The following is a 22374-nucleotide window of genomic DNA, read 5'->3' as shown; positions in this document are numbered from 1 at the left end:
GCCGTCCAGCATTAAGGTGACTCTACGTGTCGAGGGACGGGGAACCCCCAGTCAGCGAAGCCTCCGGTGCCGGGCCCGAGCCGGCGCGCGCCGGGGACGCCGGGGACGCCGGCGGGGACGACGTGGGCGCGGTGCTGCACGCCGAGGTGAGGGACGCCCTCGCCGGGCTCACCGCCCGCCTCGACCGCGAGCGCGAGCGCGCGGAGCACCGCGAGGCCGTCATCGACCGGCTCCACGAGGAGAACCAGCGGCTGCGGCGCGGGGAGCTGCAGTCGATGCTGGAGCCCGTCCGCGCGGCGCTGTACCGGCTGCACGACCAGGCGCGCCGCGAGGCCGAACGGCTCAGCGCGCCCGATCTCGCCGAGGCGCCCGACCCGCGGCGGACGGCGGTGCTGCTGGCGGCGCTGGCCGACGACGTCGCCGACGCGCTCGCGCGGCTCGGCGTCGAGCGGTTCACCGTCGAGCCGGGCGCCCCCTACGACGCGTCCCGGCACCGCCCGGTCGCGGTCACGCCCGTCGAGGACCCCGTGGCGGACGGCACCGTCACGGCCGTGCAGTCCGACGGGTTCGAGCAGAGCGGAAAGGTGCTGCGCAAGGCGGCGGTCAGCGTCGGCAGGCTCGCCGAGCCGGCGCCCGCCGGCGAGGCGTCGCACAACGGACAGACGACGAACAGCGGGTGAGGGACATGGCCGTCTACGGGATCGACCTGGGAACGACGTACTCCTGCATTGCCTCCATCGACGACGTGGGCCGGCCCGCGGTCCAGCGGAACCTGGAGGGCACCGACACCACGCCGTCCGTCGTGTTCTTCGAGAGCGGCGAGAACGTCGTCGTCGGCCAGACCGCGAAGGACACCGCGGTCCTGGAGCCCGACAACGTCGTCAGCCTCATCAAGCGGGACATGGGCCGCGACGTCACCCGCCCCATCCACGGGATCGACTTCACGCCCGAGGAGGTGTCGGCGTTCATCCTGCTGAAGCTGGCGACGGACGCGCGCACCACCACCGGCGAGGAGACCCGCGACGTGGTCATCACCGTCCCGGCCTACTTCGGCGTGGCCGAGCGCGACGCGACCCGCAAGGCGGGGCGCATCGCTGGGCTGAACGTCATCGACATCGTGTCCGAGCCGATCGCCGCCGCGATCACCTACGGCGTCCTCAACCCCGAGACCGACCGCACGATCCTGGTGTACGACCTCGGCGGCGGGACGTTCGACACCACGGTCATCGCGCTGCGCGGGGGCCACATCGAGGTGGTGTGCACCGACGGCGACCACGAGCTCGGCGGCGCCGACTGGGACGCCCGGCTCGTGGAGCACCTGGCCGAGCGGTTCCGCGCCGAGCACCCCGACGCCGGCGACCCGCTGGACGACCGGCAGACCGAGCAGCAGCTGCGCCGCGACGCCGAGGACGCCAAGAAGGCCCTCACCACCCGCACGTCCCACACCGTCCGGGTGATGCACGCCGGGCGGGTCGCCTCGGTCGAGGTGACGCGGGAGAAGCTGGAGGAGCTGACCCAGGACCTCCTCGACCGCACCGTGGAGATCACCGGCCGGACGCTGGCCACCGCCGCCGAGAAGGGCGTCGAGGACTACGACGACCTCGTCCTCGTCGGCGGCTCCACGAAGATGCCGGTCGTCGCGGCGCGGCTGCAGACCGAGCTCGGCCTCGCCCCCCGCCTCCAGGACCCCGACCTCGCGGTCGCCAAGGGGGCCGCCCTGTACGCGTTCGAGGAGACCTACCGGCGGCTCGTCCGGGAGGGCGCCGCCGAGCGCGCCGAGGAGATGGCGAACCGGGCGGGCCTGTCGGCCGAGCAGCAGAAGCAGATCGCCGGGCGGCGGATCAGGACGGTCGCCTCGCACGCGTTCGGGATCGTGGTCGTCGACCGGGAGACCGGCGCCGAGAGCGTCGCGCACCTCGTGCACGCCAACGACGAGCTGCCCGCCGCCAGGACCGAGGACTTCTTCACCGTCTACGACGACCAGACCTCGGCCGACGTCCGGGTCATGGAGCAGGCCGGCGTGGTGGAGTCCGCCGACCTGATCGACAACACCGAGATCGCGACCGGGGAGATCCGCGTCCCGCCGGGCAAGAAGTCGGGCTGGCCGATCGGGGTGACGTTCGAGCTCGACTCCTCCGGCCTGCTGAACGTCACGGCCGTGGAGAAGGAGACCGGGGAGCGGCTGGAGCTGAAGGTGGACGTCGGCGGCATGTCGGAGGAGGAGGTCGAGCGCTCCCGCAAGGCCCTCTCCCGGGTCCAGGTCAGCTGAGCGGGCCGCGGATCCCCTGGAGGCGCCCGTGGCGTTCGACGAGGACTACCGGCGGGAGGTGCTGGAACCCGCGCGGGCCGCGGGCGACCGGCCCCCCGAGGACCTGCGCGTCCGCTACGCGCTGGACGGGGCGCTGGACGCGGCGGCCGTCGCGGCGCGGGTCAGGCAGGTCCGGCAGTGCTGGCGGCGGGCCCGCGGGCAGCTGAAGTACCGCAAGCTCATCGACCGGCTGGAGGCCGAGCACCGCGAGCTGGCGCCGCTGTTCTCCGCCGCCGAGCGCGGCGACGCGCGCCCGCTGGAGGCGCGGCTGCGCGGCGGCCGCGAGCTCGCCGAGCGCCGCCTCGCCGAGGCCCGCGACGGCCTCGCCGCCGGGGCCGGGGCGCTGCGGATGGCCACGCCCGCCGAGGTCGAGGCCATCGCCCGCACCTCCGGGGTGCGGGGCGAGGAACTGGCGGGGCCGGCCGCCGCCGACGGCGTCGAGATCCGCGAACCCGACGCGCTGCCGTCCGCCGCGCCCTACCCCGCGTACCGGAAGGTGCGCGAGTCGCTGGACGTCCTCGGCAGGCGCCACCTCGCCGACTTCCTCTTCGGCGCCCGCCTCACCGGCCCGATGCGGGTCCTGGACGGCTTCGCCGTGCCGGGCGGCGGCCTGCGCCCGGACGGGGACGCGGTCGCGGCGGCCGGAGCCGAGTGGGCGCGCCGCAGCCGCGACACCACCACCACGCACGCCGACACCGTGCTGGCCGCGCTCCGCTCGGGCGCCGACCTCCCCGCGCTGCTGCTGTTCGACATCGCCGACCGGCTCCGCGAGCGCCTGCGGCAGCGGGCGTCCGAGCGCGCCCTGCTCCGGTACGCCGCCGAGGAGCTGGGCGTCGAGCAGGGCGACGCCCGCCGCCTGGTGTTCGCCGTCGTGCGCGAGACCGACCGGGGCGGCGGCCTCGCGGGGCGGCTCCGCGCGCTGCTGGACTCCGGCGACGTGCACGCCGCGGCCGGGCTGGCCGACGCCGCGTGGGTCCCGCACCCCTCCCCCGGCGCCGAGCCGCCCGAGGAGGAGGTGCTCGCCGCCGAGGCCCGGCACCGCCTCGGCACCGCGCTGCGCCTGCGCGAGGCCGCGTCCGCCGAGCCCGACCCGGACCGCGCCCACCGCCTGCTCGCCGACGCGCTGCGGCTCGTCCGGGACCTGCCGGGCGCCGCCGCCCCCCGGCGGCGCCTGCCGCCGCGCCCGGTCCCGGCGGTCCACGCCGACGTGGACGGCGCGGCGGTGCGGCTGTCCTGGGAGGATTCGCCGTCCACCGGCGGCGAGGTGGTCCACCACGTCGTGCGGCGGACGGGCAGGGCTCCCCGCGACGTCCGCGACGGCACGGCCGTCGGCGGGGCGCTGGACGCGCGCCCCCCGGTCAACGTGCCGCTGTACTACGGGGTTGTCGCGGTGCGGGGCGAGGCCGCCGCGGCGCCAGCGGTGGCCGGGCCGGTGGTCGTGCGGCCCGAGCCGGGCGAGGTCGAGCTGACCGCCGGGGACGGGCAGGTCACGGGTCGCTGGCGGTGCCCCGCGGAGGCGGTGCGGGTCGTCGTGGCGCGGGACGGCCAGGACGTCGCGGCGGGCCGGGACGGGTTCCGGGAGCGCGTCCCGAACGGGCGGACGCACCACTACCGGATCGCCGCCGTCTACCTCGACGCGTCCGGGCGCGAGGTCGTCACCGACGGGGTGCGGGCGTCGGCCACGCCGAGCGCGCCGCCCGAGCCGGTGTACGAGCTGGCCGCCGGGACCGACGCGGCCGACCCCGGGCTGGTGCGGGCCCGGTTCGCGCCGCCCGCGCACGGGACGGTGGAGCTGGTGCTCTGCCCGGGTCCTCCGCCGTGGCCGCGCAGCGCGCTCGTCCCTCTGGAGGAGGTGCGGCGGGAGACGCGGCGGCTCGCGTGCGCGCAGACGGAGGGCGGGCTCGCGGTGCGGCCGGGCGCCGGGGGGTGGCTGCTCGCGGTGACGGTCGCGGAGGGCACGGCCGCGATCGGCGCCTACCACCGGCATGTGAACCTGCCGCCGCCGCGCCGGCTGGTCGCCGAGCGGCGCGGCGCCTACGTGCACGTCGGGTTCGACTGGCCGCCCGACGTCGCGGAGGTCGAGGTCGCCTACCGGATCGGGCGGGCCGCCGGGGCGGAGGCCGCGCGGTCCGGCGACTCCGCGCACGACCCCGTCCAGGCCGCGCAGAGCGTCACCCGGGCCGCCTACGACACCCAGGGCGGCATCCGGCTGCCCGTCCCCGAGGACGCGCCCGTCGAGCTGTCCGTCGCCGCGGCCGGAACGGTGGGCGGCGCGCGGATGACCGGGCCGCCGGCGACCGCGGAGGTCGCGGCGCGCACGATCGTCCACTACGACGTGCTGCGGTCGGGTCCGCCGTGGCGGCGGACGCTGACGCTCCGGCTCCACTCGTCCCGCCCGCTGCGGGTGGCGCGGCTGTCGCTGGTGCTGCGCGCCGGGCGGGTGATGCCGCAGCGCGCCGCCGACGGCGAGACCCTCGGCGCGTGGGACGGGGTGCCCGTGCCGGGCGAGCTGTCGCTCGGCGCCCCGTCCGCGTCAGGCCCGTACTGGCTGCGCTGCTTCGCCGACGACGACGCCGTCGAGCTGAGCGATCCCCCCGTCCGCCGACTCCAGGTTTCCTGATGACGAGACCCCTGGCCCGGGTGGGAATCCCCGGCGTGCCGTCCCGGCAGGGCATCACCTGCCCCTACTGCTTCGCGTCCGTCGCTCCGCAGCGGATCCTGTTCCGGTGCCGGGGGCAGTCCGGGCGCCGGCAGGGCTGCGTCCCCGTCCTGGACGAGCGGCTGGCCGAGTACACCGGGTCGACGGCGGGGGCGTCGCTGCCGCCGGTGTTCGCCGCGCCCGGGCGCAAGGGCCGGGCCGACTGCCCCGGGTGCGGGGTGCCGACCGGGAACCGCGCCTGCCCCGAGTGCCACAACCCGCTGCCGTCGGCGTACTGCGACTCCCCCGGCCGGATCGTCGCGCTCGTCGGGGCGAAGAACGCCGGGAAGAGCACCTACATCGCCGTCCTGCTGCACGAGCTGATGAACCGGGTGGGGACGGAGCTGGACGCGTCGCTGGTCGCGTGCGACGACCGGACGATCGAGCGGTACAAGCGCGACTTCGCCCGGCCGCTGCTGGAGGAGCGGCGGCTGCTGCCGACGACGCCGAGCGCCGCGACCGGCCCGCGCGAGCCGCTGGTCTACCTGCTCACCCGAACCCGGACCAGGAGGGGGCGCTTCGCCCGGCCCCGCAACGACTCGCTGGCGCTGGTGCTGTTCGACACCGCGGGAGAGGACCTGCGCAGCCGCGAGGCCACCGACCTGCACCTGCGGTACCTGGAGGCCGCCGACGCGATCATCTTCCTGGTCGACCCGCTGGAGCTGCCGGGCGCGCGGCCGGGCGTGCTCGACGCGGTGCCGGGCCCGCGCGCGGCCGGGGACGATCCCGGCGGAGACGGTCCGGACGGCGACCCGCTGGACGTCATCGCCCGCGTCACCGAGGCGCTGCGGCTGCGGCACGGCACCCGTCCGGGCGAGCCGCTGCCCGTTCCCGTCGCGGTCGCGCTCACCAAGATCGACGTGCTGCGGCCGGGGCTGCTGCGCCAGTCGGCGCTGCACCGGTCGCGGTCCGGGCAGGGCGTCCTCGACCTCGACGACCGGGACGCGGTGAACGAGCAGGTCCGCGCGCTCCTGCACGACTGGCAGGCGGGGCGGCTCGACACCTACCTCGGGCAGCAGTACGCCGACCACGCGCTGTTCGGCCTGTCGGCGCTCGGCGGCGTCCCGGAGGAGGGGCGCGTCGGCGCGGGCGGCGTCCGGCCGTACCGGGCGGAGGATCCGCTGCTGTGGCTGCTGTACCGGTTCGGGATGCTCGACGGCGTCCGGCCGGGAGGGGCGTAGCGGTGGCCTGGCAGCTGCACTACACCTCCGCCCGGAGCGGGCCCACCGGCCGGGCCGGGTTCCAGTTCGTCGCCGAGACGCCGGGCCTGCCGGACGGGACGCGGGCCGCGGTCACGCCGTACCTGTCGTACCGCCCGCCGCCGGACGCGCCGCTGTCGCCGGGCGACGCCGAGCTCGACCTGTTCCCCGTCTCGCTGCTGTACGACGAGGTGGACGGCCGCCCCCTGCTGCTGCGGTGCCGCTACCTCGGCCGCGACTACTCGGGCCGCTACGGCAACTTCTTCGCGCACGCGGTGGTGGCCGAGCCCGAGGAGCTGGAGGGGCTGCGGCCCGCCGAGCTGTGGCAGGCCGCGCACTGGACGCCGCTGCCCGCGCCCGGGCCCGACCTCGACCCGCTGGAGGAGCTGACGCCGGGATCCGCGCTCGACCCGGAGGCGCTCGCCGGGTGGCTCGCCTCCGCCGGTCCGGGCGACCCGTACGCTCGGCTCGCCCTCCTGGTGGACGCCGTCGCGGGCGTGCTCCTGCGGGGCCACGGGCGGGTCGTCCTCGTCGCCGACGACGTGGAGGCGATCGCCCGCTGGATCGCTGTCGTGTCGTACTCGCTGCCGGTCGCGGCGGCGGCGCGGCTGACGTTCGTCACCTACACCGCCGACCCGGACGGCGCCGCGCAGCGCCTGGTCGGCACGACGCCCGCCGTCTGGGCCGGCGCTCAGAACCACGCCTCGCACGCGTCCGCGTTCGACCTCCGCGACGGCGTCCCGGACGGGGGGTCGAGCCGCTTCGCCAGGACCGTCGCCCGCTGCTGGCGCGCCCGCGACTTCGGCGGCCTGGACGCCCTCGCCGAGCTGGCGCCGCCGGACGACCCCGCGCGGGAGGGCGCCGCCGCGCTGCTGGCGCTGTGCCGGGGCGACGCGAGCGTGACGCCGGAGGAGCAGGGCGCGGCGGCGGAGCTGCTGGCGCGGCGCGGAACCGCCGTCCCCGCCTGGGTGTGGCGCGACCTCGCGCCGGGCGTCCCGGCGATGGGCCTCGATCTCGCCCTCGCCGTGCACGGGCGGGCGCGGGCGGCCGGGGCGGCGGACCTCGCCGGCCGGTGCGCGCGGCGCGTCGGCGCGCTGGTGTCCGAGAGGCTCACGGCGGCGTCCCGCCTGACGGAGGTCGCGGAGGCCGCCGAGGTGGCCGAGCGGGCCGGGGTCCCGGCCGACCCCGGCGAGGTGACGGCGGCGGCGGCGCGCTGCGTCCGGCGCGGCCTCGCCGAGCCGGGCGGGGCGCTCGCCGGCCGCCCGGCCGGGCTGCGGGTCGCGCTGCTGGACGGGATCGTCGCCGGCCGCGCCGGGTCCAGCGACCGGGCGGCCTCCCTCACCGCCGGGACCTGCGACCTGCTCTACGAGCACGCCGGACGGCTGCGCGCCGCGCCCGAGGTGGCGGTCGCCGTGCTGGCGTCGGTCGGGCGGAGGCATCCCGGCCGCCGGGTCGCGGTGACGGGCGAGATGCTGCGCCTGGACGGCGGCGGCGCGGACATCGGCGACGCGCTCCGCGGGCTCTGGGCGACGCCCCCGTCCGCCTCCGCGTGCCTCGACCTCCTGGACGCCTGCGGGTCCGCGCCGCCGCCCCCGGCGCTGGCGGAACTGCCGTCGCGGACCTTCGCGCGGCTCGCCTCCACGGGCGGCGACGGCCTCACGGACCCGGCGACCCTGCGGCTCGCCGAGCGGGTCCGCGAGCTCATGCCGGACGGGCGCGCCGGACGCGACGCGGCCCTCGTCCAGGCGTACGGGACGGCCATCACCGCGGGCCCGCCGCGGGCCGCGCGGGCGCTGGAGAGCCTCGCCGACGCCGGCGGCGCCAGCCAGCGCCTCGCCCGCGAGGCGTTCGGCGACGCGGCGCGGCGGCTGTCCCTGCGGCCGCCCGGGTTCCGGGCGGAGCTGCTGGCGGCCGCGCCCGCCCCCGTGCGGGCGCGGCTGGCGGAGCGGTGGACGGGTGAGCTGCCCGGCCGCGTCCGCGCCGGCCGCGGGCCGCTGCGCGGCGGCGAGGTCGAGCGGCGCACCGAGCTGGCCGAGGTGGTGCTGCGGCTGCGCGGGCACGGCGCGGCCGAGCCGTCCCTGGAGGCGTGGGCGCGGGCGGCGGCCCGGCGGTGGCTCGCGGCCAGGCAGCTCGACTCCCATCTGGCGCGCCGCCCCGAGCTGCGGGCCGAGCTGCGGGCCCTTCTCGCGGAGGGCGCGCCGTGAACCCCGTCATCGTGCTGCTGCTGATCGCCGTGTGGGCGGGCGCCATGTGGCTCGGGTTCCTGTACGTGTTCCCCGTGCTGTTCGCCGCGACGCTGGTCGTCGCCGGAGCCGCCGCGCTCGGCCTGTACTGCCTGCACGCGTGCCGGACGCTGGCGCCGTCCACGCTGGAGGGGCCGTCGCCGGTCGCCGAGCCCGCCGTCGCCTACCGGCACTACCTGCTCGGCCAGGTGTGGCGCGACTGGTGGACGATCAGCCGCACGGTCGTCCCGCAGGTGTACCGGACGGCCCGGGGCGTCGTGCTGAGGCTGACCCGGACGCTCCTCGGCGGCCCGTGGGGCTTCTTCGTCTTCCCGGTCTGGCTGGCGCTGTGCGCGGGCATCGTCGCCGCCGCCGTCCCCGCGGCGGTGTTCGTCCTCGCGCTGACGATCCTGTACGGGCTGGTCGCCGCGGTCGGGCTGGCGTCGTGGCTGGCGTGCGTGCTGGTCCTGGCGGCCGTCGAGCGCGTCTTCATGGGGTACGCGCGCATCCTGCAGACGTGCCCGCACCCCTTCTGCTACGAGCGGATCGGGCTGCCGGAGTACGCGTGCCCGAGCTGCGGGGCGCGGCACCGGCGCCTCTCGCCGGGGGCCGGCGGCGCGTTCCGGCACGTGTGCCGCTGCGGGGCACGGCTTCCCACGACCGTCCCGCTCGGGCGCTTCCGGCTGGCCGCGTACTGCCCGCACTGCGGCGGGCGGCTGCCCGAGCGCATCGGGCGCGTCCGCGTGGAGCCGCTGCCGTTCGTGGGCGGGCCGGCCGCCGGCAAGACCACGTTCATGGTCCTCGGCATCCGGGCCCTGCACGCGCGGGCCCGCGCGGTCCACGGGCGGCTGTCGTTCGTCGAGCAGCGGCACGCGCAGGCGTACGCGGGCGCGATACGCGAGTTCCAGCGCGGCGGGCGCCTCGCCAAGACCGGCCCCGAGCTGCCCCTGGCGACCATGGTGGACGTCGAGCTGCCGGGCCGCGCGCGGCGCATCCTCTACCTGTTCGACCCCGCGGGCGAGCACTACACGGGCGCGACGGAGGTCGAGTCGCTGCGCTACCTGGACCACAGCGAGGCGCTGCTGTTCGTCGTCGACCCGTTCGCGCTCCCCCAGCTCCGCCGGTCGCTCACCGGGGACGAGAGGGAGCTCGTCGACGAGGCCGCCGCCTCGTCGGAGGAGGACCCGGCCGACACCCTCCAGCGGGTGCTGAACGAGTTGCGCTCGCGTCCCGACCAGGGGCGGCAGAAGCGCGTCGCCGTCGTCGTCACCAAGACGGACCTGCTGCTGCGCACGGAGATCGGGCGCGGTCTCGACCCGGACGCCGGCCCGCGCGAATGGCTCGACCGCGTCGGGCTGGGCAACACGGTGCGCACGCTCGACCAGGTCGCCGCCGAGGTGCGGTACTTCGCCTCCGGCCTCGACACCGAGCCCGCCGCCGTCGCCGACCTGCTCGGCTGGGTGACCGGACTGCCCGCGGCGGACGCCGCGGACGGCGCCCGCGCGCCCGCCGACGTCCCTCCGGAGCCGCCGGGGACGGCGCCGCTGCGCGCCCCGTGGCCGGTGCGCGGCCGCGACGCCGGCCGCGTCCCCGCCGGGTACCAGGCGGGGCGCTGGGCGGTGCTGGCCGGAGTGTCGGTCCTGACCGTCGCCACCATCGCGGGCGCGCTCGTCGCGGCGGCCGAGCGCCTCCCGTTCTGACCGGCCGCCGCCGCGGCCGCCCCCGGGTGTGGCGCACCCCACTTCCTGACGCGGAAGATAACGGACCGTCATCGCATTGACCCTTCGGAGAGTTCCCGTCCGAGAGGCATCGCACGATGACGACCGCGACCCAGACCCCGCTGGTCCTGGACCCCGCCGCCCAGGAGCTGCTGTTCCGCGAGGCGCGCACCGCCAACGCCTTCACCGGCGAGCCGGTCGGCGAGGACCAGGTCCGCGCGATCTACGACCTGGTCCGGTGGGCCCCGACCGCCATGAACAGCCAGCCGCTGCGGATCGTGGACGTGCGCAGCCGGGAGGCGCGCGAGCGGCTGGTCCCGCTCATGAGCGAGGGCAACCGCGCCAAGACCGCGACGGCCCCGCTGACCCTCATCGCCGCCGCCGACGAGGACTTCCACGAGCACATGCCGGTCACGTTCCCGCACCGGGAGGGCGCCCGCGAGGCCCTGCGGGACAGCCCCGGCAGGCCGGCGATGGCCCGCTTCAACGCCGCCCTCCAGCTCGGCTACCTGATCCTCGGCATCCGCGCGGCCGGTCTCGCCGCGGGCCCGATGACCGGTTTCGACGCCGGCGCCGTCGAGAAGGAGTTCTTCCCGGGGGGCAACGTCCGCCCCATCGCCGTGGTCAACGCGGGACGGCCCGCCCCGGACGCCTTCCACGCCCGCAACCCGCGCCTCGACGCCGCCCAGGTCATCACCACCGTCTGAGCCTCCCCCGCCCCCGCTGGAGACCCCCCATGACCCAGGCGGCCGCCTCTGCCGGCTCCAAGCTGTCCGATCCCCCCGCGGCCGGCCGGAGGCCGGTGCTGGTCCTCGTGCTGGGCGCGCTGACGGCGCTGGCGCCGCTGTCGATCGACATGTACCTGCCGGCGCTGCCCCGGATGTCGGCGGACCTGTCCACGGGCGCCGCGCGAACGCAGCTCACCCTCACCGCGTGCGTCGTCGGCCTCGCCGCCGGGCAGGCGGTGGCCGGGCCGCTGAGCGACCGGCTCGGCCGCCGCCGCCCGCTGCTGGCCGGGCTCGCCGCCTACGCCGTCGCGTCGCTGCTGTGCGCCGCGGCGCCGACCGTGGAGACCCTCATCGCGCTGCGGCTGGTCCAGGGCGCCGCCGGGGCGGCCGGGATCGTGATCGCGCGGGCGATCGTCCAGGACCTGTACGACGGCGCCGCCGCGGCCCGGTTCTTCTCGGTGCTGATGCTGGTGAACGGGCTGGCGCCGATCCTCGCGCCCGTCCTCGGCGGCCAGCTGCTGCGGGTCGTGCCGTGGCCGGGCGTCTTCGCGGTCCTCGCCGGCATCGGCGTCGCGCTGTTCCTCGGGTCGCTGCTCGGGCTGGCGGAGACGCTGCCGCCCGGACGGCGCGAGACGGGCGGGCTGCGCGCGACGGCCGCGGCCTGCCGGACGCTCGTCCGGGACCGGGCGTTCACCGGGTACGGGCTGGCGATCGGCCTGTCGTTCGCGGCCCTGTTCACCTACATCTCGGGATCCCCGTTCGTCCTGCAGGACATCTACGGGATGTCGCCGCAGGGGTTCAGCGTCGCCTTCGGCGTCAACTCCCTCGGCATCGTCGCGGCCGGGCAGGCGGGCGCGCTGCTCGCCGGGCGCGTCGCCCTCACCCGGCTGCTGGCGGCCGGGCTCGCCGTCGTCGCCGCGGGCGGGGCGGTCCTGGTGGCCGCGGTCCTCGCCGGGTGGGGCCTCGGCGGGGTGCTGCCGGGGCTGTTCCTCGTCGCGGCCGGGCAGGGGCTGATCGGCCCGAACGCCACCGCCCTGGCACTGCGGGGACGCCCGCCGCGGGTGGCCGGGACCGCGTCGGCGCTGCTCGGCGTGGCCCAGTTCGCGCTGGGCGGCGCCGCCGCCCCGCTGGCCGGCGTCGCCGGGCCGGGCACCGCCGCCCCGATGGCCGTGACCATCGCCGCGCTGGCGGTGCTCGCCGCGGCCGCCGCCGCGGCCGCCTCCCGGGCCCCGCAGGCCGCGGAGCGGAGCTGAGACCGCGTCCCGCCGTCAGTCCGCGGGCCGGTCCAGGGCGCCGAGGATGAACCCGGCGACCTCGTCGGCGAGCCGGGCGGCGGGCTTGGGGCCGTCCGCGCGGTACCAGGACGGCATCTGGTTGACCATGCCGAGCGCGACGATCGTGATCGTCTCGGCGGGGGTCCCGGTGCCGAACACGCCGTCGCGCTGGCCCTGCTCGATGAGGTTCCGGAACGTCACGTGGTAGCGGCGGCGGTCGGCGCGGACCGAGCGCATCCGGGCGTGGTCCAGCCGGTGCATCTCGCGGGCGAACACCTTCGCCTCGTCGATGTGCTCGGCGGTGCTGCGGATCAGCCCGGTCAGCACCGCGTGGACGGCCTCGCGCGGCGGCAGCCCCCGCGCCAGCACCGCCCCGAGGTCGGCGAGCTGGCGGGCGATCAGCGAGTGGTAGATCTCGTAGAGCAGGTCGTCCTTGGAGTCGAAGTAGTGGTACAGCGCGCCCTTGGTGACCTCGGCGGCCTCCACGACGCTCTGCACGGGCGTCCCGTCGAAGCCGCGCTCGGCGAACAGCCGCAGCGCCGCGTCCAGGATCCGCCGCTCGACCGCGCTCTGCCGGACGGGCGCCGCCGACTCCGGCGCGGGGCCGGGCCCCGACTCGGACTGGGCCACCTTGGCACCTCCTTCGCGCGCCGCGTTGACTCCGGTGCGTTCCGCGCTCTAGCTTGCCAGAAACCGACCAGTCGGTATGCCCCCCGGGCCGATGTCGAAACCCCCGGCATCACCGCGCACCGCAGGAGAATCGATGCCCGCAGTTGAAACCGTCCGCGGCCCCGTCGACGCCGCCGCCCTCGGGCGCACGCTGATGCACGAGCACGTCTTCGTGCTCGGCGCGGAGTACGTCCAGAACCACGGCGCGGGCGACTGGTGGGACGAGGAGGAGAAGGTCGCCGACGCGGTCGGCAAGCTGCGCGAGCTGGCCGGGCTCGGCGTCACCACCATCGCCGACCCCACGGTGTGGGGTCTCGGCCGGTACCTCCCCCGGATCCAGCGGGTCAACGAGCAGGTGCCGGAGCTCAACATCATCGTGGCGACGGGCATCTACACCTACAACGACGTGCCGTTCCAGTTCCACCACCGGGGTCCCGGCACGATGATGGACGTGGGCCCCGACCCCATGATCGCCGACTTCACCCGCGACCTGACCGAGGGCATCGCCGGGACGGGGGTCAAGGCCGCGTTCCTCAAGTGCGCCGTGGACGCCCCCGGCCTCACGCCCGGCGTCGAGCGGGTGCTGCGGGCCGTCGCCGCGGCGCACCGGGAGACGGGGGCGCCGGTCACCGTGCACACCGAGAGCTCGACCCGGTCGGGCCGGACGGTCGTGGGCCTGCTCGCCGAGGAGGGCGTGGACCTCGCCAAGGTCGTCGTGGGGCACGCGGGCGACAGCAACGACCTCGACTACCTGATGGAGCTGGCCGACACCGGCGCGATCCTCGGCATGGACCGCTTCGGCCTCGACATCCTCAACACGACCGAGCAGCGGGTCGCGACCGTCGCGGCCCTGTGCGAGCGGGGCTACGCCGACCGGATGGTCCTCAGCCACGACGCGTCCTGCTTCATGGACTGGTTCGGCCCGGACCCGGCGACGGTGCCCGCGCTGCAGCCGAACTGGAACTACCGGCACATCGGCGAGGTCGTCCTGCCCGCCCTGCGCGCCGCCGGCGTCTCCGACGCGCAGATCGACCAGATGCTGGTGGAGAACCCCCGGCGCTACTTCACCGGCTGAGTTTGCCTCCTCCTCTTTCGGTCTAATCCCATGGAATCGGGAATCATGGGAGGAACCTGCGGGAGGAGGCAACCAGGTGAGCGAGGACTCCAGGCGCCGCCGCGCCCGTGCCGCGGTCCCCCTGCTGCTGGTGGCGCTCCTGGCCCTCCTCGCACCCGGCTGCCGCGTCGTGGAGAGCGAGAGCCCGCAGGACGTGCCGCCGTCCGCCGCGCCGACCCGCCACCAGAACGCCAAGCCCAGCGGGCGGCGGCCGGGCGTGGTCAACATCGAGACCGAGCAGACGCTGAACGGCACCCGCGCCGCCGGGACGGGCATCGTGCTCACCGCGTCCGGCCTGGTGCTGACCAACAACCACGTCATCCAGGGCGCCACCGCCATCAGGGGGACGGACGTCGACGACCGGCGCGGCTACCCGGCGCAGGTCGTGGGCTACGACCGGGCGGGCGACATCGCGGTGATCCGGCTGTCCGGCGCGACCCGGCTGAAGACCGCCGCGTTCGCCTCCGCCGGCGGCGTCGCGGTCGGCGACACCGTCACCGCCGTCGGCAACGCGGGCGGCAAGGGCGGCACGCCCACGGTCGTCACCGGCAAGGTCACCGCGCTGGAGCAGTCGGTCACCGCGCGCGACGACAGCACCGGCACCTCCGAGCGGCTCACCGGGCTGATCGAGACGAACGCGCCGATCCGGCCGGGCGACTCCGGCGGGCCGCTGCTGGACACCTCCGGCAAGGTCATCGGCATCAACACCGCGGCGTCCGCCGGGTTCTCGGTGAAGGACGCCCGGAAGCGCGAGGACCACCGGGGCTACGCGATCCCGTCCGACCGGGCGCTGGAGACCGCCCGGCAGATCCAGCGCGGCGAGGCGTCCTCGACCGTGCACATCGGCCGCACCGCGTTGCTCGGCGTCAAGGTCCGCCCGAACGGCCGCTCCCCGGGCGCGCTGGTCGCCGAGCTCGTGCCCGGCTCCCCCGCCGAGGCCGCCGGGGTCCCGGTCGGGGGCGTCATCGTCGCCTTCGGCGGCGCCGCGGTCGACGCGCCGTCCACTCTCACGAGCCTGATGCTGGCCCGCCATCCGGGCGACACCGTCCGGATCGAGTGGACGACGAGCCGGGGCGACCGGAGGGCGGGGACGGTCCACCTGACGGAAGGCCCGCCCCAGTAGCGCGCCGGACCGGCGCCGGCGTGCGACAGTGGGGGTGTCGGCCGACCACGAGGATGTGCCCCATGACGCGCAAGGCGCCCGCCGGTGACTTCGACGACTCCGAACTGGAGGTCTCGGAGCCGAAGACCTGGGCGGCGGGCGTTCCCGGCGTCACGGCCGCGCTGCGCCACGCCCACGCGCAGATGGGCGTGCGGCGGACGGCGCTGACGCTGCTGCGCGTCAACCAGAAGCAGGGGTTCGACTGCCCGGGGTGCGCCTGGCCCGAGGGCGACCACCGGCACGCCGCCGAGTTCTGCGAGAACGGCGCGAAGGCCGTCGCGGAGGAGGCCACGGCACGGCGCGTCACCCGCGAGTTCTTCGCCGAGCACGGCGTCGAGGAGCTGGCCGGGCGCTCCGACCACTGGCTGGGCCAGCAGGGGCGGCTGACCGAGCCGATGGTGAAGCGCGCCGGGTCCGGGCACTACGAGCCGGTGTCGTGGGACGAGGCGTTCCGGCTGCTGGCGTCCGAGCTCAACGCCCTGGACTCGCCGGACGAGGCCGTCTTCTACACCTCCGGGCGGACCAGCAACGAGGCGGCGTTCGCCTACCAGCTGTTCGCGCGGGCGTTCGGCACGAACAACATGCCCGACTGCAGCAACATGTGCCACGAGTCGTCCGGGTCGGCGCTGAGCGAGACGATCGGCATCGGCAAGGGCTCGGTGCTGCTGGAGGACCTCTACCGGGCCGACCTCGTCTTCGTCGTCGGCCAGAACCCCGGGACGAACCACCCGCGGATGCTGTCGGCGCTGGAGCGGGCGAAACGGGAGGGCGCCCGCGTCATCGCCGTCAACCCGCTGCCCGAGGCGGGGCTGATGCGGTTCAAGAACCCGCAGCGCGCCTCCGGGATGGCCGGGCGCGGCACGGTGCTGGCCGACCGGTTCCTGCAGATCCGGCTGAACGGCGACCTCGCGCTGTTCCAGGCGCTCAACCGGATGCTGCTGGAGTCGGAGGCGCCCGGGGCCCTCGACCGGGAGTTCCTCGACGCCCACGCGCACGGCTTCGAGGCGTTCCGCGAGCACGCCCTCGGCCTGGACTGGGACGACGTGCTGGAGGCGACCGGCCTCACCCGCGAGGAGATCGCCGCGACGCTGGGCGACGTCCTCGCCGCCGAGCGGATCGTCGTCTGCTGGGCGATGGGCCTCACCCAGCACCGCAACTCCGTGCCGACCATCCGCGAGATCGTCAACTTCCTGCTGCTGCGCGGCAACATCGGCCGGCCCGGCGCGGGCGTCTGCCCGGTGCGCGGCCACTCCAACGTGCAGGGCGACCGGACGATGGGCATCTGGGAGCGGCCGAAGCCCGCCTTCCTGGACGCCCTCGCCGCCGAGTTCGGGTTCGAGCCGCCCCGCGAGCACGGCCTGGACACCGTCGGGGCGATCCGCGCCATGCGCGACGGCAGGGCGAAGGTGTTCCTCGGCATGGGCGGCAACTTCGTCCGCGCCACCCCCGACTCCGCCGTGACGGAGGCGGCCCTGCGCCGCTGCCGGCTGACCGCGCAGGTGTCGACCAAGCTCAACCGGTCGCACGCGGTGACCGGGGAGGTGGCGCTGATCCTCCCGACGCTCGGCCGCACCGAGCGCGACGTGCGGGAGACGGGGCCGCAGATCGTCTCCGTCGAGGACTCCATGGGCATGGTGCACGCCTCCCGCGGCCGCCTCGCACCGGCGTCCGGGCGCCTGCTGTCGGAGGTGGCGATCGTCTGCCGGCTCGCGCGGGCCGCGCTGCCCGGATCGGACATCGGCTGGGAGGCGATGGAGCGCGACTACGACGTGATCCGCGACCACGTCTCCCGGGTCGTCCCGGGCTTCGAGGACTTCAACGCCCGCCTCCGCGAGCCGGGCGGCTTCACGCTCCCCCACGCTCCCCGCGACGAGCGCCGGTTCCCGACGGCGACCGGCAAGGCCAACCTCACCGTGAACGAACTGGAGGTCCTGCGGGTCCCCGAGGGGCGGCTGCTGCTCCAGACCCTCCGCAGCCACGACCAGTACAACACCACCGTCTACGGCCTGGACGACCGCTACCGGGGCATCAAGGCCGGACGCCGCGTCGTGCTCGTCAACCCCGCCGACCTGGACCGCCTCGGCATCGCCGACGGCGCGACCGTCGACCTGGTCTCGGAGTGGCCGGACGGCGCCGAGCGCCGCGCCCCCGCCTTCCGCGCCGTCTCCTACCCGACCGCGCCGGGCTGCGCGGCGGCCTACTTCCCGGAGGCGAACGTCCTGGTCCCGCTCGACAGCACCGCGGAGATCAGCAACACCCCCACGTCCAAGTCCGTCGTCGTCCGCCTGGAGCCGGCCGCGCCCTGACCCCCGCGGCGCGGAGCGCCGGTCTAGGCTGCGGGCATGACGAACCTCCCCGAGCATCCCGGAACGCCCGGAGCGCCGGAGATGCGGGCCGGTGACGCCGACCGCGAGCGGGTCGCGCAGGTGCTGCGGGACGCGGCCGGCGACGGGCGGCTCACGCTGGACGAGCTGGACGAGCGGCTGGACGCGGTGTACGCCGCCAAGACCTACGGGGAGCTCGAACCGATCACCCGCGACCTGCCGTCGCCGGGCCGGGCGGCTCCCCCGGCGACCGGGGCGGGCTGGCGGCCGGTCCCCGGCGCGCCGTCCTGGCGCCGCGGCATCGCGATCATGAGCGGGTTCCGCCGGGCGGGCGTGTGGAACGTCCCCCCGCGCTTCAGGGCGTTCGCCTTCTGGGGCGGCGGGAAGATCGATCTGAGGGACGCCCGGTTCGAGGAGGGCCGGGTGACGATCCGGGCCCTGGCGATCATGGGCGGATTCCAGATCATCGTGCCGGACGACGTCACCGTGCACGTCGACGGGCTCGGGATCATGGGCGGGTTCGACCAGCGGGCGAGCGGGCCCGGCGTGCCGGGCGCCCCCACGGTGGTCGTGAAGGGCCTGGCGTTCTGGGGCGGCGTCGGCGTGAAGCGCCGCAGGCGGCGCGGGGACGGGACCGCTCAGGACTGATCGGCCAGGCGGTCCAGCCACTCGCCCAGCAGCGCCGCCTCCGAGGGGGTCAGCCCCGCCGGCGGGGCTGACCGCAGCGCCGACTTCAGCGCCACCGCCCGCGCCGCGGGCGTGGCGTCGGCCGGGCCGTCGCCTTCCGAGGTCACGGCGGCGAGGACGGCCTCGCGCGTGCGGACCGCGGCGTCCCGGTCGGCGCCGCCGCCGGACGGGTTCGCGATCAGCGTGAGGGCCGTCCCGACCCCGGCGGCGTGGATCATGCGGGCGGCGGTGGCGACCGGGACGCGGAGCCGTCCCGCGGCGGCCGCGGCCTCGACCAGGCCCAGCAGGATGCCGTAGGCCTCGCCGGCGGCGGGCGGGGTGCGGGGCGTCCCGTACATCAGCGTGTAGAACGCCGGATGGGTGACGGCGTACTCGATGTGCAGGTCCCAGCCGCGGCGCAGGTCCTCGACCGGGTCGCCGGTGCCGCTCTGGGCCCGCTTGCCCGCCAGGTACTCCTCGAACCCGTGGGCGGCGACGGCGTCGAACAGGCCGCGCTTGTCGCCGAAGTGGTGGTACAGCGTCGGCGCCCCGACCCCCGCGGCGGTGCACACGGCCCGGGTCGAGACCGGCTCGCCGTCGGCCTCGGTGAGCAGGCGCGCGGCGGCGCGCAGGATGCGGTCGCGGGTGCGGGGATCCCTCTGAGCGGTCACAACAACGATGTTACAAAACTTTTCGAGCAGCGCTATGCTGCGTCGTATAGCGTAGGTACAGTCATTGCTATACCGATGTTAGAGAACGGCCGGCCGGCCGTCACGACACGAGAGGGGGCGCCGCCATGCGCAGCGCCGTGCTCACCGCCCCGGGCGGGCCGCTGGAGATCGTCGAGCGCGAGGAGCCCCGGCCCGGCCCCGGCGAGATCCTGGTGCGGGTCGCCGCCTGCGGGATGTGCTTCTCCGAGGTCAACCACCTGCGGGGCCACTACCCGTTCGGAACGTTCCCCGTCGTCCCCGGACACGAGATCAGCGGGGTCGTCGCGGCTCTCGGCGAGGGCGTCGACTGGCCCGAGGTCGGCACCGCGGTCGGCGCCGCCTGGCCGTACGGGTCCTGCGGCCACTGCGACCAGTGCGCCCGCGGCGACCAGATCCTCTGCACCGGCGCGCCGAAGCAGGTCACCGGCGTCAACCGCGACGGCGGGTACACCGAGTACTTCGTCGGCCGCGCCGGGTTCGTCACGCCGCTGCCGGACGGCCTGGACCCGGTCGCCGGCGCGCCGCTGATGTGCGCCGGCCTCACCGCCTTCAACGGGCTCCGGCAGGCCGGGGCCGCCGCCGGGTCGAAGGTGGCCGTGCTCGGCACCGGCGGCGTCGGGACGATGGCCCAGCGGTTCGCCGCCGCGATGGGCGCCCGCGTCGCCGTGGTGTCGCGGTCGCGCCGCGCCGAGAAGGAGGCGCTCGGCCTCGGCGCCGAACTGTTCGTCGCGACCGACGAGGAGGATCCCGCCGAGGCGCTGCGGGCGTGGGGCGGCGCCGACCTGGTGGTGAACACCGCGCCCGCCACCGCGACGGGGCTCGCCGCGTTCGGCGGCCTGCGCCCGGACGGCACCCTGCTCTACCTCGGCATGGGCGCCGAGAACGTGAGCGTGCCGCCGATGGCCCTGGTCAGCGGCCGGCTGCGGGTGATGGGCGTGCCCTCGGGCTCCCCGCACGACCTGCGCGACACCCTCGCGTTCGCGGTGGCGCACGGGATCGTCCCCGAGGTCGTCCCGGTCACGCTGGACGAGGCCCCGGGCGTCCTCGCCGCGATGGACGAGGGCGTCCACCGGGGCCGCGCCGTCATCACCTTCCCGTGAACCGCCTCCACGGCCGCGCCCGCTCGTAGACGGCGCACGCGGCCATCACCAGGGCGTCGGCGTGGCGGGCGCCGACGACCTGGAGGCCGACGGGCAGGCCGCGGGAGGTGAAGCCGCACGGCAGGCTCGCCGCGGGCTGCTGGGTCATGTTGAACGGGTAGGTGAACGGGGTCCAGCCCGTCCAGCGCGGGGACGGCGAGCCCGGCGGGACCTCCAGGCCGGCCTCGAACGCGGCGATCGGCGTCGTCGGGGTGAGCAGCAGGTCGTAGCGCTCGTGGAACACGCCCATCATCCGCCCGAGCTCCATGCGCCGGGCCGTGGCCGTCAGGTAGTCCAGCGCCGAGTACCGCGCGCCCCGCTCGCAGATCTCCCGCAGCCCCGGGTCGAGCAGCCCGCGCTCCTCCTGCGACAGGTGCTCGACGACCTTGGCGGCGCCCGCGAACCACAGGACCTCGAAGTCCGCGACCGGGTCCCCGAAGCCGGGGTCGACCTGCTCGACCTTCGCGCCGAGCTCGGCGAAGGCCTCGGCGGCGGCCGCGACCGGCGCCGCGACCTCCGGGTCGACCTCCGCGAACCCGAGGTCCGGGCTGAACGCGACGCGCAGGCCGGTCAGGTCGTCCCGCCCGGCTCCGGCCTCGGCGAACGGCACGTCGGGCGGCGGCAGCGACGACCAGTCGCGGCCGTCCGCCCCGCACACGGCGTCGAGCAGCAGGGCGGCGTCCGCCACGGTGTTGGTCATGGGGCCGATGTGCGCGAGCGTCCCGAACGGGCTCGCCGGGTAGTGCGGGATGCGGCCGTAGGTCGGCTTGATCGTGAAGGTGCCGGTGAACGCGGCGGGGATGCGCACCGAGCCGCCGCCGTCGGTGCCGAGGGCGAGCGGCGCCATGCCCGCCGCGACCGCCGCCGCCGCGCCGCCGCTCGACCCGCCCGGCGTGCGGGAGGGGTCCCACGGGTTGCGCGTGACGCCCGTCAGCGGGTTGTCGGTCACGCCCTTCCAGGCGAACTCCGGCGTCGTCGTCTTGCCGGCGAACACCGCGCCCTGCTCGCGGAGGCGGGCCACGGACGGCGCGTCCTCGGCCCACGCTCCGGCGGGGTCGATCGTCCTGGAGCCGCGCAGCGTCGGCCAGCCTCGGGTGAGCAGGACGTCCTTGATGGAGACCGGCACGCCGTCCAGCGGCCCGAGCGTCGCGCCGCGCCGCCACCGCTCGGTCGCGGCCCGCGCCATGTCGAGGGTGGTCTCCTCGTCGACGAGGCAGTACGCGTTGAGCTCCGGATCGTCCCGCTCGATCCGGGCGAGCACGGCCCCGGCGGCCTCGACCGGGGACAGCGCCCCCGCCCGGTACTCCGCGAGCAGTTCGGTCGCGGTCAGATCGGCCGCATCGGCCATGGCTACCCCCTCTGGTGTGATGCCGCCCGCTCCGGGCCCACGTAGCCGAGGCGCTTGTCCACGACGTTGCGCAGCGGGCGGCCGGACACGTAGCGGCCGAGGTTGTCGGCGAAGAGCCGGACGAGCTCGTCCCGCCAGCCGACGACGTCGCCGGACATGTGCGGGGAGACGATGACGCCCGGCATGTCCCACAGCGGCGAGGACTCCGGCAGCGGCTCGTCCTCGAAGACGTCGAGCGCGGCGCCCGCGATCCGGCCCGCGCGCAGCGCCTCGACGAGGTCGCCCTCGGCCACCAGGCCGCCGCGCCCGACGTTGACCAGCCGCGCGGACGGGCGCATCCGCTCCAGCGCCGCGGCGTCGATCATGCCCCGGGTCTGCGGGGTGAGGGGCGCGGCGAGCACGACGTAGTCGGCCCGGGCGAGCGCCTCGCCCAGCCGCTCCATCGGGTGGACGACACCGAGGTCGGGGTCGGCGTCGCGGGCGGTGCGCCCGGCGCCGGAGACGACCAGGCCCGCCGCCGACAGGCGGCGGCCGATCGCGCGGCCGATCGGGCCGGTGCCGACGACCAGCGCGCGGGCGCCGGTGATCCGCTCGGTCTCGCGGTGCCGCCAGCGCCGCTCGCCCTGGAGGCGGACGGTGGTGTGCAGGTCCTTGGCGAAGGCCAGCACGAGCCCGAGGACGTACTCGGCGATCGGCTCGTCGAACACGCCGCGCGAGTTGGTGACAACCGTGTCACTGTCGACGAGCCCGGGGAACATGAGCCGGTCGACGCCGGCGCTGGCGATGTGGACCCATCCGGGGCCGCCGGACTCCGGCCACGCGCCGGCCACGGCGTCCGAGAGGAAATCCCACATGAACAGGACATCGGCGCCGGGAAGCGCCGCCGCGAGCTCTGTTTCACGCACGTAACGGACTCGCGCGAGGCTCTCCGCCTCCTCCATGCCGCGCGGATCGACGTCGCCCAGCAGGACCACCACGTCAGGCGGGCCACCGGATGCGTGCTGAGCAGGGTCCATCGGCGTCACTTCCGGGGTGTGCGGAGTTTACGAGAAGGCAACGGCGGGAGGCATTGACACGCTAGGAACCGTTCGTAGG

The 22374-nt window shown here is 76.2% G+C and carries 17 protein-coding genes; 13 read left to right on the top strand and 4 right to left on the bottom strand.

The window, feature by feature from the left end; all coding sequences use genetic code 11:
• Positions 1–26 precede the first annotated feature (26 nt).
• The 8 genes from grpE (at position 27) to ABD944_RS29545 (ending at position 12126) form a co-directional block, all read left to right on the top strand.
• Positions 27–680: a nucleotide exchange factor GrpE gene (gene grpE, locus ABD944_RS29580; RefSeq protein WP_345182380.1), complete on the top strand. Its 654-nt coding sequence runs from the start codon at positions 27–29 to the stop codon at positions 678–680.
• Between the two features lie 5 nt (positions 681–685).
• Entirely contained in the window at positions 686–2269 is a 1584-nt protein-coding gene (locus tag ABD944_RS29575; protein ID WP_345182378.1) for an Hsp70 family protein, read from the top strand.
• A 28-nt stretch (positions 2270–2297) separates the two neighbouring features.
• On the top strand, positions 2298–4928 hold the full coding sequence (locus ABD944_RS29570; RefSeq protein ID WP_345182375.1) for a SaeA-related protein: 2631 nt from the start codon (positions 2298–2300) through the stop codon (positions 4926–4928).
• Entirely contained in the window at positions 4928–6187 is a 1260-nt protein-coding gene (locus ABD944_RS29565) for a TRAFAC clade GTPase domain-containing protein (protein ID WP_345182373.1), read from the top strand. Before ABD944_RS29570 ends, ABD944_RS29565 begins: the two co-directional genes overlap by 1 nt.
• 2 nt (positions 6188–6189) lie before the next feature.
• On the top strand, positions 6190–8409 hold the full coding sequence (locus ABD944_RS29560) for a GAP1-N2 domain-containing protein (protein ID WP_345182371.1): 2220 nt from the start codon (positions 6190–6192) through the stop codon (positions 8407–8409).
• On the top strand, positions 8406–10127 hold the full coding sequence (locus ABD944_RS29555) for a TRAFAC clade GTPase domain-containing protein (RefSeq protein WP_345182369.1): 1722 nt from the start codon (positions 8406–8408) through the stop codon (positions 10125–10127). The genes ABD944_RS29560 and ABD944_RS29555 overlap by 4 nt, the downstream gene beginning before the upstream one ends.
• Positions 10128–10243: 116 nt before the next feature.
• On the top strand, positions 10244–10852 hold the full coding sequence (locus tag ABD944_RS29550) for a malonic semialdehyde reductase (protein WP_345182367.1): 609 nt from the start codon (positions 10244–10246) through the stop codon (positions 10850–10852).
• 29 nt (positions 10853–10881) lie between these two features.
• On the top strand, positions 10882–12126 hold the full coding sequence (locus tag ABD944_RS29545; RefSeq protein WP_345182365.1) for a multidrug effflux MFS transporter: 1245 nt from the start codon (positions 10882–10884) through the stop codon (positions 12124–12126).
• Between the two features lie 15 nt (positions 12127–12141).
• Here ABD944_RS29545 and ABD944_RS29540 read toward each other — a convergent pair whose 3' ends face one another.
• On the bottom strand, positions 12142–12777 hold the full coding sequence (locus ABD944_RS29540) for a TetR/AcrR family transcriptional regulator (RefSeq protein WP_345182362.1): 636 nt from the start codon (positions 12775–12777) through the stop codon (positions 12142–12144).
• Between the two features lie 133 nt (positions 12778–12910).
• Here ABD944_RS29540 and ABD944_RS29535 point away from each other — a divergent pair, with 133 nt between their 5' ends.
• From ABD944_RS29535 to ABD944_RS29520, 4 genes are all read left to right on the top strand, one after another.
• Positions 12911–13891 (top strand): phosphotriesterase family protein, encoded by a 981-nt coding sequence (locus tag ABD944_RS29535; RefSeq protein WP_345182360.1) that lies wholly within the window; start codon positions 12911–12913, stop codon positions 13889–13891.
• A 76-nt stretch (positions 13892–13967) separates the two neighbouring features.
• On the top strand, positions 13968–15053 hold the full coding sequence (locus ABD944_RS29530) for a S1C family serine protease (protein ID WP_345182357.1): 1086 nt from the start codon (positions 13968–13970) through the stop codon (positions 15051–15053).
• Positions 15054–15115: 62 nt separating this feature from the next.
• Entirely contained in the window at positions 15116–17398 is a 2283-nt protein-coding gene (locus ABD944_RS29525; RefSeq protein WP_345182355.1) for an FdhF/YdeP family oxidoreductase, read from the top strand.
• A gap of 36 nt (positions 17399–17434) precedes the next feature.
• Positions 17435–18064, top strand: a complete 630-nt coding sequence (locus tag ABD944_RS29520) for a DUF1707 SHOCT-like domain-containing protein (protein WP_345182352.1) — start codon at positions 17435–17437, stop codon at positions 18062–18064.
• Here the strand turns inward: ABD944_RS29520 and ABD944_RS29515 are convergent.
• A complete protein-coding gene (locus ABD944_RS29515; protein ID WP_345182350.1) occupies positions 18055–18753 on the bottom strand; it encodes a TetR/AcrR family transcriptional regulator in 699 nt (232 codons plus the stop codon). The genes ABD944_RS29520 and ABD944_RS29515 overlap by 10 nt on opposite strands.
• A 125-nt stretch (positions 18754–18878) precedes the next feature.
• On the opposite strand from ABD944_RS29515, the gene ABD944_RS29510 reads away from it, so the two are divergent.
• Positions 18879–19892: an alcohol dehydrogenase catalytic domain-containing protein gene (locus ABD944_RS29510; RefSeq protein WP_345182348.1), complete on the top strand. Its 1014-nt coding sequence runs from the start codon at positions 18879–18881 to the stop codon at positions 19890–19892.
• Here the strand turns inward: ABD944_RS29510 and ABD944_RS29505 are convergent.
• Positions 19879–21279: an amidase gene (locus tag ABD944_RS29505; RefSeq protein ID WP_345182346.1), complete on the bottom strand. Its 1401-nt coding sequence runs from the start codon at positions 21277–21279 to the stop codon at positions 19879–19881. The genes ABD944_RS29510 and ABD944_RS29505 overlap by 14 nt on opposite strands.
• A 2-nt stretch (positions 21280–21281) precedes the next feature.
• On the bottom strand, positions 21282–22295 hold the full coding sequence (locus tag ABD944_RS29500; RefSeq protein ID WP_378187859.1) for a D-2-hydroxyacid dehydrogenase: 1014 nt from the start codon (positions 22293–22295) through the stop codon (positions 21282–21284).
• Positions 22296–22374 lie beyond the last annotated feature (79 nt).

It is taken from the genome of Actinomadura verrucosospora, assembly GCF_039540335.1.
Taxonomy (GTDB): Bacteria; Actinomycetota; Actinomycetes; order Streptosporangiales; family Streptosporangiaceae; genus Spirillospora; species Spirillospora verrucosospora.
The sequence above is the reverse complement of the archived record's forward strand: the minus strand, read 5'-3'. Positions and strand labels throughout refer to the sequence as shown.